18 protein-coding genes are annotated in these 21,193 nt (G+C 56.4%); 2 read left to right on the top strand and 16 right to left on the bottom strand.

Annotated elements, in window-relative coordinates:
- Positions 1-146 precede the first annotated feature (146 nt).
- The 15 genes from ftsZ to mraZ all read right to left on the bottom strand — a co-directional run bounded on the left by ftsZ (position 147) and on the right by mraZ (position 17,120).
- Positions 147-1,373 (bottom strand): cell division protein FtsZ, encoded by a 1,227-nt coding sequence (gene ftsZ, locus HNR65_RS07185; protein ID WP_181550795.1) that lies wholly within the window; start codon positions 1,371-1,373, stop codon positions 147-149.
- 79 nt (positions 1,374-1,452) lie between these two features.
- Entirely contained in the window at positions 1,453-2,679 is a 1,227-nt protein-coding gene (gene ftsA, locus HNR65_RS07180) for a cell division protein FtsA (RefSeq protein ID WP_181550794.1), read from the bottom strand.
- 1 nt (position 2,680) lies between these two features.
- Complete coding sequence (locus HNR65_RS07175) at positions 2,681-3,553, bottom strand: cell division protein FtsQ/DivIB (protein WP_181550793.1); 873 nt, start codon at positions 3,551-3,553, stop codon at positions 2,681-2,683.
- 6 nt (positions 3,554-3,559) lie between these two features.
- Complete coding sequence (gene murB / locus HNR65_RS07170) at positions 3,560-4,507, bottom strand: UDP-N-acetylmuramate dehydrogenase (RefSeq protein WP_181550792.1); 948 nt, start codon at positions 4,505-4,507, stop codon at positions 3,560-3,562.
- Between the two features lie 9 nt (positions 4,508-4,516).
- The gene (gene murC / locus HNR65_RS07165) at positions 4,517-5,905 is read right to left on the bottom strand and encodes a UDP-N-acetylmuramate--L-alanine ligase (RefSeq protein WP_181550791.1); all 1,389 of its coding nucleotides are present in this window, start codon (positions 5,903-5,905) and stop codon (positions 4,517-4,519) included.
- Positions 5,906-5,913: 8 nt separating this feature from the next.
- The gene (gene murG / locus HNR65_RS07160; RefSeq protein WP_181550790.1) at positions 5,914-7,098 is read right to left on the bottom strand and encodes an undecaprenyldiphospho-muramoylpentapeptide beta-N-acetylglucosaminyltransferase; all 1,185 of its coding nucleotides are present in this window, start codon (positions 7,096-7,098) and stop codon (positions 5,914-5,916) included.
- Positions 7,095-8,219 carry a putative lipid II flippase FtsW gene (gene ftsW, locus HNR65_RS07155; protein WP_181550789.1) on the bottom strand — a complete coding sequence of 375 codons (1,125 nt, stop codon included), beginning with the start codon at positions 8,217-8,219 and terminating at the stop codon, positions 7,095-7,097. Before ftsW ends, murG begins: the two co-directional genes overlap by 4 nt.
- Positions 8,194-9,579, bottom strand: coding sequence for a UDP-N-acetylmuramoyl-L-alanine--D-glutamate ligase (gene murD, locus HNR65_RS07150; protein WP_181550788.1), 1,386 nt, complete (start codon positions 9,577-9,579; stop codon positions 8,194-8,196). Before murD ends, ftsW begins: the two co-directional genes overlap by 26 nt.
- A 21-nt stretch (positions 9,580-9,600) precedes the next feature.
- The gene (gene mraY / locus HNR65_RS07145) at positions 9,601-10,680 is read right to left on the bottom strand and encodes a phospho-N-acetylmuramoyl-pentapeptide-transferase (RefSeq protein WP_181550787.1); all 1,080 of its coding nucleotides are present in this window, start codon (positions 10,678-10,680) and stop codon (positions 9,601-9,603) included.
- Between the two features lie 5 nt (positions 10,681-10,685).
- Positions 10,686-12,116, bottom strand: coding sequence for a UDP-N-acetylmuramoyl-tripeptide--D-alanyl-D-alanine ligase (locus HNR65_RS07140; RefSeq protein ID WP_181550786.1), 1,431 nt, complete (start codon positions 12,114-12,116; stop codon positions 10,686-10,688).
- Positions 12,091-13,632 carry a UDP-N-acetylmuramoyl-L-alanyl-D-glutamate--2,6-diaminopimelate ligase gene (locus HNR65_RS07135; protein ID WP_181550785.1) on the bottom strand — a complete coding sequence of 514 codons (1,542 nt, stop codon included), beginning with the start codon at positions 13,630-13,632 and terminating at the stop codon, positions 12,091-12,093. Before HNR65_RS07135 ends, HNR65_RS07140 begins: the two co-directional genes overlap by 26 nt.
- Positions 13,629-15,383, bottom strand: coding sequence for a peptidoglycan D,D-transpeptidase FtsI family protein (locus HNR65_RS07130; protein ID WP_181550784.1), 1,755 nt, complete (start codon positions 15,381-15,383; stop codon positions 13,629-13,631). Before HNR65_RS07130 ends, HNR65_RS07135 begins: the two co-directional genes overlap by 4 nt.
- Positions 15,380-15,682 carry an FtsB/FtsL family cell division protein gene (locus HNR65_RS07125; RefSeq protein WP_181550783.1) on the bottom strand — a complete coding sequence of 101 codons (303 nt, stop codon included), beginning with the start codon at positions 15,680-15,682 and terminating at the stop codon, positions 15,380-15,382. The genes HNR65_RS07130 and HNR65_RS07125 overlap by 4 nt, the downstream gene beginning before the upstream one ends.
- Before the next feature lie 34 nt (positions 15,683-15,716).
- A complete protein-coding gene (gene rsmH / locus HNR65_RS07120; RefSeq protein ID WP_181550782.1) occupies positions 15,717-16,658 on the bottom strand; it encodes a 16S rRNA (cytosine(1402)-N(4))-methyltransferase RsmH in 942 nt (313 codons plus the stop codon).
- 3 nt (positions 16,659-16,661) lie between these two features.
- A complete protein-coding gene (mraZ, locus tag HNR65_RS07115) occupies positions 16,662-17,120 on the bottom strand; it encodes a division/cell wall cluster transcriptional repressor MraZ (RefSeq protein WP_181550781.1) in 459 nt (152 codons plus the stop codon).
- 299 nt (positions 17,121-17,419) lie between these two features.
- Here mraZ and HNR65_RS07110 point away from each other — a divergent pair, with 299 nt between their 5' ends.
- Complete coding sequence (locus HNR65_RS07110) at positions 17,420-18,049, top strand: cytidylate kinase-like family protein (protein ID WP_181550780.1); 630 nt, start codon at positions 17,420-17,422, stop codon at positions 18,047-18,049.
- Positions 18,050-18,076: 27 nt separating this feature from the next.
- On the top strand, positions 18,077-19,462 hold the full coding sequence (locus HNR65_RS07105; protein ID WP_232364688.1) for an NAD(P)/FAD-dependent oxidoreductase: 1,386 nt from the start codon (positions 18,077-18,079) through the stop codon (positions 19,460-19,462).
- Positions 19,463-19,630: 168 nt separating this feature from the next.
- Here HNR65_RS07105 and HNR65_RS07100 read toward each other — a convergent pair whose 3' ends face one another.
- Positions 19,631-21,184, bottom strand: coding sequence for an MBL fold metallo-hydrolase RNA specificity domain-containing protein (locus HNR65_RS07100; RefSeq protein WP_181550778.1), 1,554 nt, complete (start codon positions 21,182-21,184; stop codon positions 19,631-19,633).
- Between the last annotated feature and the right edge of the window lie 9 nt (positions 21,185-21,193).

Raw genomic sequence — 21,193 nt, 5'->3', positions numbered from 1 at the left:
ACCTGATGTAAAAGGTTCTGCCTTGCCTTATGGATCGCCGAATAAATTCCAGGTTTTCAAGTTACTGCCTCTATTACGTGACGATCCATTTGTCAAGAATTTTAAATTGCGAACATCCGGAAAACGCCGCGCACAAGGCGTTGTGGTTAATCGGCCTTGCGCCGCAGAAACGTGGGTACGTCAAGCATGTCCATGTCAAAATAGTCATCCATGCTGTTGACCGCCTTTTTTTTCTGGTTGTCCCGGCCGGCCTGCTTTTCTTCGGCCTTCTGCTGCTTGACCCGCCAAAAGGTTGGCTGATTCAGATTTTTTTCGTATTCCCGGTCCTCGGAGGTATAATCGCGGACCACACCCCGTTTGACATCTTTTAACTGGCGCACGGACTTTTTGGGCAGATGCATCTCTGATTCATCCATGCTTCCGATTCCCGTGGCAATTACGGTGATGCGCATCTCATCTTCCAGACTGTCGTCCATGGCCGTACCCCAGATGATTTCCACATCATCATCGCCGATTTCATTGTAAATCCGCTCCGAGGCCTCGATGGCCTCTTCCATGGTCAGCTCGGAGTTGCAGGTGATGTTCATGAGCACGCCCTTGGCGCCGGAAATGGAATTGTCCTCCAGAAGCGGATGGGAAATGGCCTTTTCAGCGGCTTCAATGGCCCGGTTATCCCCCGTTGAAATCCCGATGCCCATAATGGCCATGCCGGACTTGGACATGATGGTCTTGACATCGGCAAAATCAAGGTTGATAAGCCCGGGATGCATGATCAGATCCGTAATCCCCTTAACCGAATGGTGCAGGATTTCGTCTGCCATCCGGAACATCTCAATGAGACTGGCGTTTTTCTTGGCCAGGCCCCGAAGCCGGTCATTGGGAATGGTGATCACGGTGTCGGCCACCTCCTTTAGCTGGGCAATGCCCTCTTCTGCCTGCTTGCTGCGCTTTCTGGCCTCGAACTTAAACGGTTTGGTGACCACGGCCACGGTCAGGGCCCCGAGTTCCTTGCAGATCTCTGCGATCACAGGAGCCGCTCCCGTTCCGGTCCCCCCGCCGAGACCGGCTGCAATAAAAACCATGTGGCTGTCGCTTAAAGCCTCACGCAGCAGATCTGCGGACTCCAGTGCCGCATTGCGGCCCACCGACGGATCGGCCCCGGCGCCGAGTCCCTCGGTGAGGGCCTCGCCGAGCTGGATCTTTGTGTTGGCCTTTGCATGGGCCAGCGCCTGGGCATCGGTGTTGGCCACGATGAATTTGACCCCGTTTAGCTGGGAATCGATCATGTTGTTGACAGCGTTGCCCCCGCCGCCGCCGACGCCGATGACCTTGATTTTTGCGGAATTTTCATTGTCGAGATAGGTAAAATCCATTGTCGACCTCCTGTATTTGTCGTCTATTGATCGTCTGTTGTTGATTTATTGATTTCAACTCCCGGCAATCCCGGATTTTCTAAAGCACCTCTTTGAACCACCGCTTCATCCGGTTCATGATCCGGTGGAAAATATTGGTATCCCGGATGCGGAATTTTTTCCGTTCCTCGTCCTTGGCCCCGTAAAGCACCAGCCCCACACCTGTGGCATACATGGGATTGTTGACCACATCCACAAGCCCGCTGATGCCATGCGGGGCCCCCAGGCGCACCGGGACCTCAAAAACCGACTCGGCAATTTCACCAATGCCGTCGAGAAGCGATGCGCCTCCGGTGAGCACGATACCCGAGGCGATTTCCTCCTTCATGTCCGCCCGGTGGATTTCTCTGCGGATCAGGGCAAAAATTTCCTCCACCCGGGGCTCCAGAATCTCGGCCAGGATCTGCCGGGGCAGTTTGCGTCCCTGCCGGCCGCCGACATTGGGCAGATCAATGGTTTCGTCGCTTTTTATCTTGTCGGCCACACAGGTGCCATGTTCCTTTTTGACGCGCTCGGCTTCGGCCATGGGCACCCGAAGCCCAACGGAAATATCATTGGTCATGTTGTTTCCGCCAAGGGACAGGACAAAAGTATGCCGGATGGTGTTGCCGGAAAAAACAGCCAGATCCGTTGTGCCGCCCCCCAAATCGATTAATCCGGTCCCCACCTCCCGTTCCTCAGGATTTAGTACGGATTCACACGAGGCAATGGGCTCGAGGATGATATCGCAAACATCGAGACCCGCCTGATTTGCGCATTTGACAATGTTTTGGGCCGAGGTCACAGCGCCCGTGACAATATGAATCCTTGCCTCCAGGCGCACACCGGCCATGCCCACGGGGTTCTGGATTCCGGCCTCGCCGTCAATGATAAACTCCTGGGGAAGCACGTGAATGACCTCCCGGTCCATGGGGATGGCCACGGCACGGGCCGCCTCGATCACACGGTTGACATCGGCCTGGGTGATCTCGTTGCCCTTTATGGCAATGACCCCGTGGCTGTTAAAACCTGTGATATGGCCGCCGGCAATGCCGGCATAAACCGATGAAATCTCGCAGCCCGCCATGAGTTCGGCATCCTGGACAGCCTTTTTTATCGAATCCACCGTGGAGTCGATATTGACCACCACACCTTTGCGCAAACCGATGGACGCATGGGTGCCGATACCGATGATGTTGACCTTGCCGCCGGAAACCTCGGCCACCACCGCACAAATCTTGGTCGTGCCGATATCCAGCCCCACGACGAGCTCTTCTTCTTCCTTCAATTTATGCCTCCTTCTGCCGTATGGTTTGGCTTTGTTTATCCGCAGCGGGCCTGGCCACAATGCGTTCCGGGTTGCCCAAGTCCATTTTTTCCAATTCAACGGGCGGCTCCTTTTTTTCAAGGTAAACAAGCACCTTTTCAAGCCGTCTGAGCTTCTGTCCGTAATGGCCGTAACCCAGCCGGATCTGCTTTATTGGCAGATCCCGGATCTGCAGCACCAAGCCCAGATCCCGGTCCACCCGGATCTGCTCTATGCTCCGGGTGTTAAAAACACTGTGGCCTTTCCGGTCCAGCCCCAATACGGCCATGACCGACGAGACAACCGGCGTCCGGCGCACCTCAAGGCCCTGCCAATCCGCGTAATTGACACCTTTTATGATTGGGAGATCCGAAAACGCCCCTTCGCCGACCTCCCTGAAAATTTCGGCTTTTGGGTTGATCATAAATATCCTGCCCAGGTCAATGCGCGCCACTGGCTCGTGTTCCCGAATCCGGATGATAATGGATTCCGGAAACTGCCTTCTGACCTCTGCCCCCGCAACCCAGTCCAGGGCCATGAGCCTGCGGCGCGCAGTGCTCAGGTTCACGGAAAAAATATTAACCCCGTTTTCAATGCCGGCGGCCTCCCTTACCTGTTGCTCAGAAAGGCGCCGAATGCCGTGCACCTCGACGGTTTCGGCCCCAAAATAATCGCTCTGGGTGGCCCAGTCATAACCAAAGACAAAAACCAGGCTCATGGCAATAATGGCAACGGCCCCGCTCAAAACCCGAAACAGGGTCCAAAGCCAGCTGCTCCCCTCGGGTGCTGAACGTGCCCGTGCCTTTTTGTATCGATTTTCCCGAATTCCCGGCTGAACGGTCTTTTTACCGGCCATGATGTTTTATTCCCCCACAATCCGGATTTCCGGCTCCAGCCACACCCGGAATCGTTCCGCAACACCTTTTTGAACCAGCCGAATGAGTTCCAGGATATCTGTTGCGGAGGCTTCCTTCTCATTTATGATGAAATTTGCGTGCACCGCCGACACCCGGGCGCCGCCAACGGCCATCCCCCTGAGCCCGGCCTGGTCAATGAGCCGGCCGGCGGCCATGTCCGCAGACGGATTTTTAAACACGCATCCGGCCGAAAACCCTTTTGGCTGGGTTTCCCACCGACGGCTGAGCATGGCTTCAACTTCAGCCGCCGGATCGCTTCCGGCTGCCGGGGCCAGGGCGAACCGCCCGGAAAGCACGATGAATAGCTGCTCACCGCCGTTCCCGGCCGGCTGCCATGACAGGCGCCGGTATCCGAAAAACAACTGATTCCTGTCCAGACTGCGGACGCGGTCGGGCGGTTCAAGGAGATCAATGCCCTCCAAAACCGACTCCACAGCCCCCTGACGGGTTCCGGCATTCATTAAAATCGCACCGCCGACGCTTCCCGGAATGCCGGCGGCAAAATGCAGTCCCGTATAATTGTTATCAATTGCATACCGGCAAAGAGCACTTAAACGGACTGCTGCGCCGGCTTCCACCACCGTCTTTTCCGAACCTTTATCCCGTATTTGGATCTGATCAAACCCCCTGCCCGGACAGATCACCACCCCCCGGATTCCGCGGTCTTTGACCAGCAGGTTGGTGCCGCCGCCCAACACCATCCACGGGACCCCGGCCGCACGGATAACGGCCAGCAGATCCATGAGCTCCGCCCGATCTTTCGGGGTCACCAGGGCATCGGCCGGTCCTCCCACCCGAAACGAGGTATGCCGGTCCATGGGCGCGTCAAATTGCACCCTTGAGCCGAACCTTTTGGTGAGCCTTTTTTTCAGATCCGGGGTCATAAGGTTCATAAAATCTTCCTAGGCTTTCTCTTTGCCGGCCTGAAGCCGGGCAGCCAGGGCTTCGCCCGCCTGCCAGACGTTGCCGGCTCCCAGGGTCAAAACGATATCGCCGGGTTCAAGCATTTTTTCCAGCATTTCCACGGCTTCTTCCAGGCCGGGCGCGGCTCTTGCCCGTTTATGGCCGTGAGCGCTGATGGCCTCGCATAGCAAATTGTGATCCACCCCCTCGAGGGGCGCCTCTCCTGCGGAATACACAGGCATCACCAGCAGCACGTCTGACTGGTAAAAAGACCTGGCAAACGCGTCAAACAATGCCCGGGTACGGGTGTATCGATGAGGCTGGAACACGACCACCAGGCGCCGCTCAGGCCAGCTGGTGCGCACGCCATCCAGGGTGGTTTTAATCTCCGTGGGATGGTGGCCATAATCGTCGATAATCTTGATGCCCCTGACGTCGGCCTTGATCTCCATGCGCCGCTGAACGCCTTCCAGATTTTCCAGAGCCGGGCGGATGGTCTCAAATGGTATTTCAAGTTCCCGGCCCACCGCGATGGCGGCCAGAGCGTTGGCAATATTGTGCCGTCCGGGCAGGTTCAGGGCCATGTCGCCCAGGTGACGGCTTTCGTGAAACACTGAAAAGCGGGTTTTGGCCCCGTCAAAAACGATGTTGGCCGCCTGGAAATCCGCCTGGGCCGAAAGCCCGTAAGTAATACATCGTTTCTTGATCTGCGGCATCAGGTCCTGAACATGCTCGTTGTCCAGACAAAGCACAGCCAGCCCGTAAAATGGGATCCGGTCGATGAACTGGAGAAAAACCTGCTTAATTTGATCCAGATCTTTATAAAAATCAAGGTGTTCTAAATCAATATTGGTTACAACCGAAATGGCCGGGGAAAACTTGAGAAACGATCCGTCGCTTTCATCCGCCTCAGCCACGATAAAATCACCCGCCCCGAGCACGGCGTTGCTGCCGATGCTTTTGAGCTTGCCGCCGATGACCACAGTGGGATCCAGACCGCCGGCATCCAGGACCGCGGCCAGCATGGAGGTAGTAGACGTCTTGCCGTGGGCCCCGGCAACCGCCACGCTGTATTTCAGGCGCATGAGCTCGGCAAGCATCTCTGCCCTGGGAATCACGGGCACGGATGCAGCCATGGCCGCCTGCACCTCGGCATTGTCCGTCCGGATGGCAGAAGAAGTCACCACCACGTCGGCGTCTGCAATATTTTCCGGACCATGGCCCACTTGCACTTTTCCCCCCAGACGCTGAAGGCGGCGGGTGGTGTCGGATTCGGCAATATCTGATCCGGATACGCGGTAGCCCAGGTTCAGCAGCAGTTCGGCAATACCGCTCATGCCGATGCCGCCGATGCCCACAAAATGAATATGGTATTTTTTCCGATACATCAGTATTCCTATGTGTTGGATGAATCCAAAACCCGTTTTCGCCCCGCGGCTTCCAGGATCTCATTGATCACGGCCGCAGCCGCCCGGGGCCGGCCAAGGCTTCGGGCGGCAAGGCAGGCCTTTTCAAACCGGCCGCCGGTATTATCCGCACAGGCCTGAAGGTATTCGGCCAGCCAGGACGGGGATAAATCCTTTTCAGGAATCATTTCCGCGGCCCCGGCCTTTGCCGGGACTTCTGCGTTATGCACCTGGTGATTGTCGGCTGCATACGGATAAGGAACCAGCAGCGCCGGCAGACCCACCGCTGCGATTTCTGCCAGTGTGGCCGCCCCTGCCCGGCACACCGCAAGATCGGCCTGCTCATAAACCGACGCCATATCCCGGAAAAAGGCGGAAACTGCTGAGTCCACACCCATGCGCACATAGGCCCGGCGCACGGACTCCTCGTCATGGGGCCCGGTCTGGTGAATCACGAAAAACCGCCCGGGTTCCTTTATCTGCGAAAACGCTTCAACCACGGCCGCATTGATGCGCCTGGCGCCCTGGCTGCCGCCGAGCACGGCCACGGTAAAAAGCTTTTGCCCCCCTTCATGGACGCGCATGCCGCGATTTTCCGCAACCTCCCGGATCTGATGCCGCACGGGGTGACCGGTGAAACGGATTTTACCGGGACGGCATGAAATCCGGGTATCTTCAAATGAAACCAGCACGCGGCGGGCCAGCCGGCTCAGCCATTGATTGGTCATGCCGGCAATACGGTTCTGCTCATGGATCAGCCTGGGAACCCGCCGCAAGAATGCCGCCAGGATCACGGGGGCGGCTGAATACCCCCCCATTCCCAGCACTGCGTCCGGGGCAAAGCTGCGAATCAGGCATAGAGACTTCCAGAAACCCCGGGGCAGCAGCATCAGGGACCGACCCTTTTGCAGCAGGCCCATGCCCTTAAGCCCGCCTGCGGAAATCTGCGCGATCTCAAAAGAGCGGCCGGCCAGCACAGTCTGTTCAATGGGCTTTCCGGTTGTCACAAACATCACCTGCGAGCCCGGAAACATGCGCATGATCTCTTCGGCCACGGCAATTGCCGGAAACAGGTGTCCGCCTGTTCCCGCACCGGCGATCATCAGCCGCAGGGGCCGGGCCGGCGGGCTTTGCTCGCCGGAAAGTCCGGATTGATTGCTTGCGTCCTGATTCATATTTTTTCCGACATTCCAATGTTTAACAAAATGCCCACGCAAGCCAGCTGAAACACCATGGACGAGCCGCCATAGCTCATCAGGGGCAGGCTCAGCCCTTTGGTCGGCAGCAGGCTAAGGTTAACGCCCATATTAACGATGGCCTGCAGGCTAAGCGAGGCGGTAATGCCGAAAGCCAGCAGGGACCCGAAACAATCCCGCGCATGGGCGGCAATTCTCAAACCCCTCCAGAGAATCACCATGTACAATGCCACCACAAACAAAACACAGACCAATCCGCCTTCCTCGCCGATCACCGAAAAAATGAAATCCGTATGCGGCGCAGGCAGATAAAACAGCTTCTGATAACCCTCCCCGAATCCTTTCCCAAAAATACCGCCGGAACCGAAAGCCATAAGGGAATGAATGATCTGGTAGCCCTCGTCCAGGGGATATTTCCATGGATCCAGAAACGTCATGTACCGCTTGAGCCGGTAATCCGAAGAAATCAGCAGCCAGACAGCCGCAGGCATTACCAGGAGCATGGCCGATGCCAGGTGGCGGAGCGGCACCCGGCCCGCAAACATGATCATCCAGGCCAGCACCCAAAAGATGGCAATGGTCCCGAAATCCGGCTGCATTAAAATCAGCACCGAAAAAACCCCCAGCACCAGCAGATGCGGCAGAAACCCGATAGTCGGATCCGCCACCTTTACCTGTTTTTTGGTCAGGGAGTAGGCCATAAACACGATCAATGCCAGCCGCGCCAGCTCCGAGGGCTGAAACGACACCCCCATTACCCGCAGCCATCTGGTGGCCCCGCCCGCGGAATGCCCCGCGCCGGTGAGCAGCACAATTGCCAGCAGAATCGTTGCACCAAGCAGCAGCAAATAGCTCAACGGCTTAAAAACACGATACGGCAGCACCATGCAGACCAGCATGGCGGAAAGGCCAAGCATGGCGTTGATCAGCTGCCGGGTGAAAAAATAATACTCACCCGCGTAATAGCGCAGGGCAATTTCACTGCTGGCGCTGTAGACCATGGCAATGCCGATGCCCACCAGCATGATGACCGGAAAGATCAGCATCAGATCCGGGGTTGCGCTGTTTCCGGATTTATGTGTTGTCGGCCTGGCTGCCATCTGCCCTTTTTCCTGTCTGTTTCACGGCCCGCTGGAAATCTTCCCCCCTTTGGGCATAATTGTCATACAAGTCAAAACTGGCGCACGCAGGTGAAAGCAGCACCGTATTTCCGGCCTCTGCCAAATCCGCGGCAGCGGCCACGGCCGCGTCCATGGAATCCGTGCGGACGGATTGCACAAGCCCGCCCAGTTCCCGCTCTATGGCCGCAGAAGCTTCGCCCAGCAGCACAAGGGCCCTGACCCGATCTTTTACAACAGGGACCAGATCTTCGTATCCCCCGCCTTTGTCCCGTCCGCCAAGAATAAGAACCACCGGAAAAGACACCGCAGCCACGGCGCGGACCACGGCGTCCACGTTGGTGGCCTTGGAATCATCGTAATAATCCACCCCATGGAACCGTCCCACAAACTGGAGTCTGTGGGGATCGGCGACAAATTCGCGCAGACCGCGCAAGACCCCTTCCCGGCTTGCGCCAGCAGCCAGGGCGGCCAGGGCCGCGGCCGTCGCGTTTTCCATGTTGTGCCGGCCCGGAAGGGGCACCTCCGTTGCCGCTATGGTCATCTCCCCGTGTTCCGGGGTTTTGACGCGCATTTGCGCATTTTCGATCCAGGCTCCGCAGGCCGCATCTTCCTCCTGATTAAACAGGCATTTTGCCGCAGCGATGTCCCGGGTCAGCTCCATGATCAAATCATCGCCACGGTTTAACACGGCAATGTCGGCCCTGGTCTGCCGGGCAAAGATTTTTGCCTTGGATCGGCCGTAGGCCCGCAGGTTCGGATACCGGTCCAGGTGATCTGCGGTAATGTTGAGCAAAACGCCCACCCCGGGATGAAACATATCCGCGGTGTCGAGCTGAAAAGAACTGATTTCCGCCACCACCACATCCGCATCCATGGGCCCGTGGGCATAAGAAATCAGCGGTGTGCCGAGATTGCCGCCCACAAAGGCATTCAAACCCGAAGCGTTGAGCATTTCCCCGATCAGACGCGTCACGGTGGTTTTGCCGTTGGTCCCGGTCACGGCCACAATGGGCGTATGGATAAACCAGGAGGCCAGCTCGATTTCACCGGTAACCGGCACTCCGGCATTTTGCGCACGCACCACGGATTCTAGGGTATGGGGCACACCCGGGCTGAGTACGATCAGATCCGAGCTTTCAAAGGCGGCCGGGTCATGCTCGCCTAAAACCACTTCCACCCCCGCCCGGCGCAGGCGGGCCGGAATATCACCCAGGGCTGATTCCGGCGAGCGGTCCACGGCTGTCACCTTTGCCCCGCGCGCGTTTAAAAACCCGGCCAGGGCCTGGCCGGTTTTTCCCAGGCCCACCACCGTGATATGTTTGTCCCTGATCGTTTTCACTGCTTGATTTCCACCTGTGGATTACCGCAATTTCAATGTTGAAATGGCCACCAGGGCCAGCATGATGGCCAGGATCCAGAAGCGCACAATCACCTTGGGTTCGGCCCATCCCTTGAGCTCGAAATGATGGTGCAGGGGGGCCATGCGAAAAACGCGCTTTCCGCTGGTGAGCTTGAAAAACCCCACCTGGAGCATCACCGACACCGCCTCGATGACAAACACACCGCCCACAATGATCATCAAAATTTCCTGCTTGGTAATGATGGCCACGGTGCCCAGGGCTGCGCCCAGAGGCAGAGAGCCCACATCGCCCATGAAAATCTGGGCCGGATAGGCGTTAAACCACAAAAAGCCCAGGCCGGCACCGGCCAGGGCTCCGCAAAAAATCGTAATTTCTCCGCAGCCGGCCACATAATTGATCTGCAGGTATTCGGCGATACGGATGTGACCGGCAACATAGGCGAACAACATGTAAGTTCCCGCTGCAATAATCACCGGCCCGATGGCCAGGCCGTCGAGGCCGTCTGTGAGGTTGACCGCATTGGATGTGCCCACGATGACAAACACAGCAAATAAAATATAAAACAGCCCCAGATCCGGAGAAATCCCCTTGAAAAACGGAATGGTGATCTGGCTGGAAAACCCCGGGTGACTGTAAAGCAGCCAGCCGGCAGCCGCAGCCACGGCAATCTGGAATGAAAATTTCTGCCATGCCCGAAGCCCGCGGTTTCTTTTCTGGATCTGCTTGAGATAATCATCCGTAAAACCGATCAGAAAATAGGCTGTGGTCACCAAAAGCACCACCCAGATATAATCATTTCGCCAGTCCACCCACAGCAGGGTTGAAAACAATGCCGCCGGCAGCACCAGCACCCCGCCCATGGTGGGGGTTCCGGCCTTGTCCTGGTGAGAGGCAGGGCCGAGCCGGCGGATATACTGACCGATCTGTTTTTCCTGCAGCAGCCGGATCATCCAGGGGCCGAACACAAAGCAGATTAAAAATGCTGTCAAACCGGCATAAATGGTTCGGAACGTGATGTAGCGAAACACGTTAAACGCCGAAACCTCAGTTTGAAGCGCATAAAACAAATGATAAAGCATTGCTTTTACTCCCCTGAATCCGGTCCGGGCGCCGGCTCCCGTGTAAGGTCACAAACGATTTCATCCATGCCGGTGCTTCGGGAACCCTTGATCAGCACCCAGTCGCCTTCATTGAGATCCCGGGCCAGATCCCGGACAATGTCGTGCTTGGTGCCCACGAAAATGTCACCGCCTTTCATCCCTCCCTGCCGGGCACCGTGTGCCACACGGGCGGCAAAATCACCTGTAAGATAAAGCCGGCTGATCCCGGCATCAGCAGCCATACGGCCAATCTCTTCATGATGCCGGGCTGCATCATCACCCAGTTCCAGCATGTCCCCGGCCACCAAAATCCCCTGCTTGCCGCTGCCAAGCGCTGCAAGCGACCGGATGGCGTTTTCCATGGAACCCGGATTGGCGTTATAAGTATCGTCAATAATGTTTGCTCCGGCCGGGGTGCGGTGTACGACCATTCTTCCGGCAACCAGCCTGAATTCGGCCAGACCCGTTGCAATCTGCCCGGCGTCAACGCCCAGGATCCAGCCAGCGGCAGCAGCGGCCAGGGCATTTTTCACCATAAACCGCCAGGGAACCGGCAGCTTGACCCAAGCCCGTTGCTCCGGAAATATGAGCTCAAAAGTCACGGCATCATCGGAGACCGCCACCTGTCCGGCCCTGATCCCGGCAAAGTCCGTGCAGCCGAAAAAAACCACCCGGCTCTGTGCCCGGGAGGCCAGCCATGCGCCATAAGCATCGTCGCTGTTTAGCACGGCAGTGCCCCCGGATCGGATATGAACGAGCAATTCCGCCTTGGCTGCGGCCACCCCTTCCACGCTTCCCAGCCCTTCCAGGTGAGCCGGTGCGATATTGGTAATTACCCCCACGTCCGGACGGCAAATTGCGGCCAGCCGGTCGATTTCTCCGGGATGATTCATGCCCAGTTCCAGCACTGCAGCCTGATGCTCTCTTTCGAGCCTGAGCAGGGTCAGGGGCATACCGATTTCATTATTGAGATTGCCGGCCGTGGAAAGCACTTTGTATTTCCTTGCCAGCACTGCGGCGATCAGTTCCTTTGTGGAAGTCTTTCCGTTGGAGCCGGTAACCGCAACCACGGATATCTGAGCCCGTCGGCGCTGGTATGCGGCCATGTCCCCAAGCGCCCGAATGGTATCATCCACGGCGATACAGGCCACCCCCTGTCTTTTCCAGTCCGCCACAGGCAGGCTTCCCAGCCGGTCCCGACAGCAAATAATACAGGACACACCGGCATCCAAAACCTGTTGGAGAAAATCATGGCCGTCATGTCGCGGCCCCACAATGGCTGCAAAGATGTCATTGCCGGCGATATCGCGCGAATCAATGCCCACGCCGGAAAAATCAGTCCGATGGCCCGCATTCACAACATCTCCGGCAGTTGCAGCCGTTATATCTTCAATGGTCCAGGGTATCAGCGACATCGTCCATTTCCCATGCCAGCACCTGTTGGGCTTCCAGCCGGTCATCAAAAGCCAGGGTCTGGTGCCCGATGATTTGATAGGTTTCATGTCCCTTGCCGGCAATCAGCACCGCATCTCCGGGATGGGAGGCCCGAATCCCCAGCCGGATGGCTTTTTTCCGGTCCGGCTCGACTGTAAAACTGCCTTGCTCAAACTCCGGTCCCACCTGCAGGGGCGGCAACTGCCTGGCGTCATGAATGCCCTTTACAATATCGACGATAATGTCGCCGGGCTCTTCTGTGCGCGGATTATCGGATGTCACGACCGCCAGATCCGCGTACCTGGCCACAATTTCACCCATTTGCGGGCGTTTGCCCCGGTCCCGGTCCCCGCCGCATCCAAAAACGCAGATAATCCGGCCCGGAATGATTTCCCTTAACGTCAGCAAAACATTTTTCAGCGCTGCGGGGGTGTGGGAGAAATCCACGAACACATGCCGGTCCAGGGTATTGGGTATCCGTTCAAGACGACCGGGCACCATGGAAAATGTCTCAATTGCCTCGCAAATCGCCCGTGGCGCGATTCCCATGACTTCTGCGGCTGCAGCCGCACAGAGAATGTTTTCCAGGTTGAACTGACCGGCCAGGGGCGAATGAAAGGGAAACGAAGCGCTTTGCAGATGCAGGCGGCCGTAGATCCCGTGCTGATCAAAACTCAGGCCGGAGGGGTAAACCCGGCTGCCGTTTCCCAGCCCGGTCCGGATGCAACGCTTCTGACCCAGGATATCGGCCAGTTCCCGGCCCTTTTTGTCATCTGTGTTGATCACTGCCACGGATCCCGGCTCCCGGAGATAACGGGTGAAAAATGCCTTTTTGGCTTCCCAGTACGCTTCCATGTTTCCATGAAAATCCAGATGATCCTGGGACAGGTTGGTAAAAATGCCCAGGGAAAACCGGCATCCGGCAACCCGCTGAAGCGCCACTCCGTGGGAGGACGCTTCCATGATCACGTGGGAAACCCCGGCGGCGGCCATATTTGCCAGAATATGCTGGAGATCCGATGCCTCCGGCGTGGTCAGGCGGCTTTTAAAGCTCTTGCCTTCGTAATGATAGTTAATTGTGCCGATCATACCGGTGGGCAAGCCGCTTCGCCTGAGCATGTGCTCCAGGAGCATCGCAGTGGTGGTCTTTCCGTTGGTGCCTGTTATGCCGATAAGGGTGAGCTTTTCAGACGGATGATCATAAAACCGGGCCGCGGCCTTTGCCAGGGCATCGCGGGCATCCCTGACCACAAGCACGGGAATATTTAAATTCATGGATTTTCGGGTCACCACTGCGGCCGCCCCCCTGGCTGCCGCATCCTCGACAAAATCATGCCCGTCACGGCTTTGACCGGGTAAGGCGACAAAGAGATCACCCGGACTCACCCGGTCGGAACGATACTGAATGCCTGTTATTTCAACTTCCTGAATTTCCTGCTGCCGATCATCGGCTCCCTGACCGGCATTGACGGCAGCCATGAGTGTTGAAAGCTTCATGCCCCCTCCTTTTCAGCCCTGGTATGATCCAATAATTCACGGGCCGGGGCAATGTTCATATAATTAAAAGATTCCCTGACAATCTCGGCAAAGGCCGGGGCCGCCACTACGCCGCCGTAATGGCTCACCTTGGGGTCTTTGACCATCACCAGCACAGCCAGTTCCGGAGACCCGGCCGGGGCGAAACCCACAAAAATGGCGTTGTAATCGCTGTCTTCATACGTGCCGTCTGAATTTAAAATCTGGGCGGTTCCGGTCTTGCCGCATACCCGAAAGCCCCGGGGAGAGGCTTGAGAGCCTGTGCCATCGGGTTGCGTGACCGATTGCATCATATCTTTCACCTTACGGGCCGTGGTTTCCGTGACCACCCTGCGTCTGACCTCAGGCTCGAAACTTTTCACAACCAGGCCGTTGGCATCGGTGATGGCCTCGACCATGCGCGGCTTCATCAGCACACCGTGGTTGGCAATGGCCGATACGCCCGAAAGCAGCTGAACTGCAGACACGGAAAGCCCCTGGCCGAATGCGATGGTGGCATGATCCACGGGACGCCAGTTCCGGTAATGCCGAAGCCGGCCTTCTGCCTCCCCGGGACAGTCAATGCCGGTTTTTTCACCAAATCCAAAATCGGAAAGCGTTTTATAAAGGTTTTCCGGTCCGATTCGCTCGGCGATTTTCACCGCCCCGATATTGCTGGAATATTTGATCACCTCCGCTAAGGTAAGATTCTCGTTGGGATGGAGATCCCGCAAGGTATGCCCCCCTACAGTATAACTGCCGTCCTCGCAGTCCACCCGGGTCCCGGGGGAACAGCGGCCGGATTCAAGGGCGGCTGCGGCCAGAAATACCTTCAGGGTGGAGCCGGGCTCGAATGCATCGGTTATGGCGCGGTTGCGCCAGGTCTGTCTGGGAAACCGCGTAAAGGCGTTGGGGTTAAAACCCGGGTAATGGGCCATGGCGCGCACCGCTCCTGTCCGGGGATCCATGACCATGGCCATGCCGGAATCTCCGTTGAACTTAAGAACGGTTTTTTTCAGTGCCTCTTCTGCGATGTACTGGATATTGCGGTCAATGGTGAGCACCAGGTTATTGCCGGGCCCCTGCCCGGATTTTGCCTCGGATTGCTGGAAAATCCGTCCCAGGGCATCCCGGATAAAAGTCGACTCCCGCACAGCACCGGTTAGCTGCCGGTCATAGTAATATTCCAGGCCTTCGAGCCCGTTGCCGTCCACACCGACAAACCCGAGGATTTGCGCCCCCAGTGTCTTGTTGGGATAAACACGGGAATAATTGTCAAACAGGGCAAGGCTGTTGCCGAACTGGTTTTTGAGTTCTCGTGCCCGCTCGGGTGCCGCATCCCGCCGGATCCATACAAAGGGCCGGTCCGTGTTTAACCGGCCGGCGAGTTTCGCGGCATCCATGTCCAGGTGCCGGGCGATTTCCGAGGCTGCTTTTTTCGGGTTTTCGATCCTGGCCGGATGTGCGCCGATGGATACCACGCGGGTGCTGGCCGCCAGCTCCCGCAGATTGACGTCATAAATGGTGCCGCGCTTTTCCCGGAACTCCGCCGAACCGCTATACTCCCCGGAAGCCCGGCTTTTTAACCGGGTGTCTTCAAAAACCTGCAGATAAACCGCCTTGCCGGCAATGGTCAGGTAACAGGCCGCAAGCACCAGACCCGCCATCAGGATGCGGCGGTTTCTGCCAGGGGTCTGGTTTGGTTTTTCTTCTTTTTGGCGGCTTTTTTTCATGGCACCCTGACGATCTGTTCCGGTTTGGGGGTAATCATTCCCAACTCTGTCCTTGCCCTGGTCCCAAGGACCTGGGGAGACTTCAAGTGAACCAGCTCAATTTGAAGTTTCCTGCGGGTTTCTATTAATTCTTCCTGCTGCCTGCCGGCTTTTACGATTTCATAACCGGTCCGCCGGCACTGCACCGCGCACCAGGTATCAAAAAACACTTCCGCCAGCAGCACCAGCATCAGCAAAATACCGGCAAAAAGCGTGCGGCCGGTGAGCAGAGGTGATTTGACTTTCCGGTTTTCCGACATGGCCTGCCCCGTGCCTTAAAAATTTTGCCCAGAATTATGGCAGTTTTTCCGCCGCCCGCAGCCGGGCGGAACGCGCCATTGGGTTTTCTTTGATTTCTGTTTCTCCGGGCTTTCCCACCTTCCTTGTCAAAACCCGCAAAACCGGTTTTTCTTCGCATACACAAACCGGAAAATCCCGTGGGCATGTGCATCCCCGGCTGTATTTGGCAAACCGTTGCTTGACCATCCGATCCTCCAGGGAATGAAAGGCGATAACGCATATGCGCCCTTCGGGTTTTAAGCACGCCACAGCACGGTCAAGAAACGTATCAAGGACTTCAAGCTCCCGGTTAACGGCGATGCGAAGGGCCATAAACACCTTGGTGGCCGGATCAATTTTTCTGCGCGCGGCATCTTTTTGCGGAATGGCGCCGCGCACGATCTCAGCAAGCTGCCCGGTGGTTTCAACTGGCCTGCTTTTGCGGCTTTCAACGATTCTGCGCGCAATTCGAACCGCCCATTTCTCTTCTCCCAAATCCTTAAAAATCCGGGCCAGTTCCCCGGCATCCAGGGTATTGACCATGTGGGCCGCGCTTTGCCCGGTCTGTGAATTCATCCGCATATCCAGGGCTTCGTCCCTGCGAAAGGAAAAACCCCTGCCCGGAGCCTCGATCTGATCAAAGGACAGGCCCAGGTCCACGAGAATTGCATCCACGGTTTCAATTTCGAGATCAAAGAGGATATGAGGCAGGTTGACAAAATTGTCATGAATCAGATGAACATTTGCCGACCAGGGAGCCAGCATCTGTTCTGCACGATCAACCGCACCGGCATCCTGATCGATGCCAATGAGCAGACCATCCGGAAGGATTCTTTCCACAATGGCCATGGCATGCCCGGCACCGCCCACCGTGCAGTCGACAACGCATTTGCCCGGTTGGCAATTGAGATACCCGAGCGCCTGATCGCGCATAACAGAGACATGTCGAGTGGCCATGGTTTAAAGCCCTAGTCTGGCAATTTCGTTTGAGACCTCCTCATTTTTCATATCCTCTTCGTGAAGTTTGCGTTTCTCATCATTCCAGTTTTCAAGCGACCAGATTTCAAAATGATCGAGAACGCCGACCAGCACGATATCTTTTTCAAGACTGGCATAATCACGCAATGACTGGGGAATCAAAATACGGCCCTGCCGGTCCATGGGACATTCGGCCGATTCGCCGATGAAAATCCGCCTGAAACGCCGCATAGCCGAGCTTTTTTCGGCCATCTGCAGAATTTTTTCCTCAACCGTTTCCCAGCTCTGATAGGGGTAGGCCACCAGGCCCTTTTCGTCGAGACCGGGGCCGGATAAAACCAATCCATTGCCGCCGTTGTTCCGGATCAGTTCCCGGAAACGCGCCGGAATATTGACCCGGCCCTTGGCATCAATGGTGTGATATGAGCTTCCCCGGAACATAAACCCCCTTTAATCCACTTTGCACCACTTTTACCCAAAATCTACATGAAACTTTGCCTTTGTCAAGGAAAAAAGAAAAATAGGTTTAAAATTTTATTTGTAATTTTAAGGGGTAACACCAATAAAGTTTTGGTGGTGCAAAGTGGGTTTTATCTCTCTGCCTGCTTTATCGTGGACATCCGGGGGAAAAAATGCAAAAAATCCTGTGGGCGGACTCCGACGCTTGACGAATCCAACAAGGGCGCCTAATATAAAATCAGTATTGCTAACAGCTCCACCCAAAACCCAAGGAGACAAAAATGGCAGTGATCACCATTACCAGCGAATACAATGCAGGCGGGCAGCGTGTGGCCACAGACCTCGCAAAGAAACTCGATTTCCAGTTCGTGGGCGATCAGCTGGTGGCCGATGTGGCCAAAGAACTCAACATGTCCAAACACGAGGCTGAAACATTTCTCAAAGCCGGCGGCTCCTCGATTCTGCGCTACCTGGATCGCTACACCTGCTCCATTGTCCAGAAGGTTGTGGACAGGGAGCACGGCTGCCTGGACGATGCCACCTATTATAACAAGACCCGGGAACTGGTGGAAAACATCTACAAGAATGAAAACGCTGTGATTCTGGGCTGGGGCGCCCAGTGCATCCTCCAGAAAAAGCCGGATACCTTTCACGTGCTGCTCAAAAAAAATCCTGAGAAAAAAATCGAGGATGTGATGGAAAAGCGCAAATGCAGCCGAAAGGACGCAGAGAGGCTTATTTCAAACGACGAGGAAGAAAAAAAGGCCTATATCAAAAAATACTTCCAGGCCGACTGGCATGACCCTTCCCTTTACAACATGATCATCGACATGGAAAACTACACAGCAGACCAGGCCGTGGGCCTTATCGCAGAAAAAGCCGAAGGACAGATCTCCCTGGGGCAGAAATAACAGATCAGAATGCCAACGGATACCAACATGTATGATGTGGTCATCGTGGGCGGAGGCCCTGCGGGTCTGTTTGCCGCCCATTACCTGGCCGGCCACACCGATCTGAACGTGCTGCTCATAGAAAAGGGAAAGCCCCCGCAAAGCCGGAAATGCCCTTTAACCGAAACCCGGGTGTGCGCCCAATGCCAGCCGTGTGATGTGTTGTGCGGCATCGGCGGGGCCGGCCTGTTTTCAGACGGCAAACTCAACTTTATTCCAAAACTCGGCAAAACCGACCTGACCACTTTCCTGCCCCCGGACCAGGCCCAGGCGTTAATCGATGAAACCGAAGCCATCTTCAACGCCTACGCAATGACCGGGCCGGTGTTTCCCACCAATGCCGCTCAGGCCAAAGACATCCGCAAACAGGCATTAAAACAGGGTATTGACCTTTTGCTCATCCGGCAAAAGCATTTGGGAAGCGACCGGCTGCCCGGATATATCGGGCAAATCCAGGCGGACCTGGAAAAAAAAATCCACATCCACACCCGGGAGCCCGTCATTGACGTAATCCCCGAAACCCCGGGGCGAACCCGTGTGGTCACGGAGAAAGGCAGCTACACGGCCCGGTTTGTGATCCTGGCCCCGGGAAGGGCCGGGGCGGACTGGATGGCCGGGCTGGCCGGCAAGTTCGGCCTGCACATGCATCAGCGGGGCATCGAGGTGGGAGTGCGCGTGGAGGTGCATAGGGAGATCATGGCGGATTTGTGCGATGTGATCTATGATCCCACTTTTTTTATCCAGACCGCCAAATACGATGATGAAACCCGGACCTTTTGCACCAACAGCGGCGGCTTTGTCACCCAGGAAACTTACAGGGATTTTGTGTGCGTCAACGGTCATGCCTTCATGGAGCGCAAATCCGAAAACACCAATTTCGCGTTTCTCTCCAAGGTGGTGCTGACCGATCCGGTCACAGACAACCAGGCCTACGGCGAATCCATTGGCCGGCTGGCCACCCTGATCGGCGGGGGGCGTCCGCTGCTGCAGCGGATGGGCGACTTAAAGCGGGGCCGGCGCAGCACCTGGGCCCGCATTGAAAAAAGCGGCATCAGTCCCACCCTGAAAACTGTGGTTTGCGGCGACATTGCAATGGCCCTTCCCGAACGGATCCTGGCCAATATCATGGAAGGGCTCGAAAAGCTAAACAGTGTGGTGCCCGGTGTGGCAAACGACGAAACCCTGCTCTATGCCCCGGAGATCAAGTTTTTTGCCACCCAGGTGGCCACCAGCAGGGTGCTGGAAACCGCCATTGAAGGCCTGTTTGTGGCCGGAGACGGCCCGGGTGTGGCCGGCAATATCGTATCTGCGGCCGCCACCGGACTGATCCCGGCAAAGGAAATCGTCCGGAGGGAAACCGGCGAAAACGTTTAGGTTTCTCAGCTTTGATAATTTCGTAAAAAGTAAATTTTCAGAAGGCGCCGTAAAAAGCTCAAGATCAAGGCTTGCGCGGTTTTCGAAGAATGCAGCGTACTGATTCGTACGTGAAATTCTGAGAAATCGCGCGTAACGCAGATATTGAGCTTTTTACGGCGCCTTCTCTTACCGGTGGATGCGCAGACCTTCGCCGGTCCGGGGCATAAACACCTTGTAGCCCTCTTTCTTCAGGGTTTGGGCAAAACCGTCCATCTGCTCAGGCTCGCCGTGAACCAGGGCGATGCGCTTGACCCGGAGATTGGATTCTTTTAAAAACCGCAGCATTTCATTTTTGTCCCCGTGGGCGGAAAACCCGTCCAGGCTCACCACCCGTGCTTTGAGCGGATATTCCTTGTTCATAAAGCGCATCACGGGCGCCTCGCCCCTGCGGCCGTTTTGCGCGTATTCCATACCCTTTTCCTTTAGCCTTCGGCCCAGGGTGTGGGCGGCCATGTAGCCCACGATCAAGATGGTGTTTTTCTCGTTGTGAATCTTGTAGCGCAGATGATGCAGAATCCGACCGCCTTCGCACATACCCGAGGCTGACAGGACAATATGGGGCCGGTCTTCGCGCATCAGGGCCATGGATTCCTCCACGGATTCGGTAAAATGCAGGTGATCGAACAGGAAAGGGTTTTTCCCTTCGGTTAAAAAATCCGAATGGGTCTGCCTGTCATAGACCTCGGGGTGCTCCCCGTAGACGCGGGTGATGCGTGTGGCCAGGGGCGAGTCCACGTAAATGGGCACCTTTGGCACCTCGTTGTTATTATACAGATCATGGATGGCATAGAGCAGCTCCTGGGTCCGGCCAAAGGCAAAGGCCGGGATCAAAAGCGTGCCTCCGCGCTCTACGGTTTCGGTGATGATCTGCTTTAAATGCGGGGTCATGTCCGCCACCGGCTCATGGCTCCGGTCGCCGTAGGTGCTTTCCATGAGCATCAGGTCAATATCTCGGTCCTGTTCGGCAAACTGCAGCTGGGGATCGCGGATGATGGGCTTGTCAAACCGCCCGATATCGCCGGTATAGCAGATATTGTAAGAACGTCCGCGCTCCTTTGCCCGGATGATGGTCACAGCAGAGCCCAGGATATGACCGGCTTCGTAGAAGACGCATTCCATGTCCCGGGCTGCGGTCACCCGGTGATTGTAAGGCTGGCCGGCAAAATGAGTCAGGGCCTGCTCGGCATCAGCCGAGGTATAAAGAGGCTCCACCCGGGCCAATCCGTAGCGGTCCATATAACGGGAGACCGCGTCGTCATCTGTGCGGCCGTTTTTCTTGAGCATTTTCTTGATTTCATTCTGATCCCGGCCAGTGAGGTCTGTCAGGGCCCCGCGCACGTGCTTGTAGTTGAGATAGGCAGCATCGGATTCCTGGATATGGGCGCTGTCGGGCAGCAGGTAGTGACAGGCGTCTGCTGTGGCCCGGGTGGTCAGCACGTTTCCGGCAAACCCCTTTTTCACCAGCAGGGGAATCCGGCCGGAATGATCGATATGGGCGTGGGACAGCACCACGTTTGCAATAATGGCCGGATCAAAAGGCATCACCCGGTTTTTTTCATCAGCTTCAGCCCGCCTGCCCTGAAACATGCCGCAGTCGAGCAGAATCCGGTCCTTTTCGGTTTCCAGCATGTGCATGGAACCGGTCACCTCACGCGCCGCACCATAAAATCGAATCTGCATGAAATCTCC

The organism is Desulfosalsimonas propionicica (assembly GCF_013761005.1).
In the GTDB taxonomy this organism is placed as follows: Bacteria; Desulfobacterota; Desulfobacteria; order Desulfobacterales; family Desulfosalsimonadaceae; genus Desulfosalsimonas; species Desulfosalsimonas propionicica.
Note: the sequence above shows the minus strand (reverse complement) of the source record. Positions and strands in the feature narration are given on the sequence as shown.

Coding starts and splice junctions, on each gene's coding strand:
- ftsZ (WP_181550795.1), bottom strand. CDS start 1,373: ATGGATTTTACCTATCTCGACAATGAAAATTCCGCAAAAATCAAGGTC.
- HNR65_RS07175 (WP_181550793.1), bottom strand. CDS start 3,553: ATGGCCGGTAAAAAGACCGTTCAGCCGGGAATTCGGGAAAATCGATAC.
- murB (WP_181550792.1), bottom strand. CDS start 4,507: ATGAACCTTATGACCCCGGATCTGAAAAAAAGGCTCACCAAAAGGTTC.
- murC (WP_181550791.1), bottom strand. CDS start 5,905: ATGTATCGGAAAAAATACCATATTCATTTTGTGGGCATCGGCGGCATC.
- murG (WP_181550790.1), bottom strand. CDS start 7,098: ATGAATCAGGACGCAAGCAATCAATCCGGACTTTCCGGCGAGCAAAGC.
- ftsW (WP_181550789.1), bottom strand. CDS start 8,219: ATGGCAGCCAGGCCGACAACACATAAATCCGGAAACAGCGCAACCCCG.
- mraY (WP_181550787.1), bottom strand. CDS start 10,680: ATGCTTTATCATTTGTTTTATGCGCTTCAAACTGAGGTTTCGGCGTTT.
- HNR65_RS07140 (WP_181550786.1), bottom strand. CDS start 12,116: ATGTCGCTGATACCCTGGACCATTGAAGATATAACGGCTGCAACTGCC.
- HNR65_RS07135 (WP_181550785.1), bottom strand. CDS start 13,632: ATGAAGCTTTCAACACTCATGGCTGCCGTCAATGCCGGTCAGGGAGCC.
- HNR65_RS07130 (WP_181550784.1), bottom strand. CDS start 15,383: ATGAAAAAAAGCCGCCAAAAAGAAGAAAAACCAAACCAGACCCCTGGC.
- HNR65_RS07125 (WP_181550783.1), bottom strand. CDS start 15,682: ATGTCGGAAAACCGGAAAGTCAAATCACCTCTGCTCACCGGCCGCACG.
- rsmH (WP_181550782.1), bottom strand. CDS start 16,658: ATGGCCACTCGACATGTCTCTGTTATGCGCGATCAGGCGCTCGGGTAT.
- mraZ (WP_181550781.1), bottom strand. CDS start 17,120: ATGTTCCGGGGAAGCTCATATCACACCATTGATGCCAAGGGCCGGGTC.
- HNR65_RS07110 (WP_181550780.1), top strand. CDS start 17,420: ATGGCAGTGATCACCATTACCAGCGAATACAATGCAGGCGGGCAGCGT.
- HNR65_RS07105 (WP_232364688.1), top strand. CDS start 18,077: ATGTATGATGTGGTCATCGTGGGCGGAGGCCCTGCGGGTCTGTTTGCC.
- HNR65_RS07100 (WP_181550778.1), bottom strand. CDS start 21,184: ATGCAGATTCGATTTTATGGTGCGGCGCGTGAGGTGACCGGTTCCATG.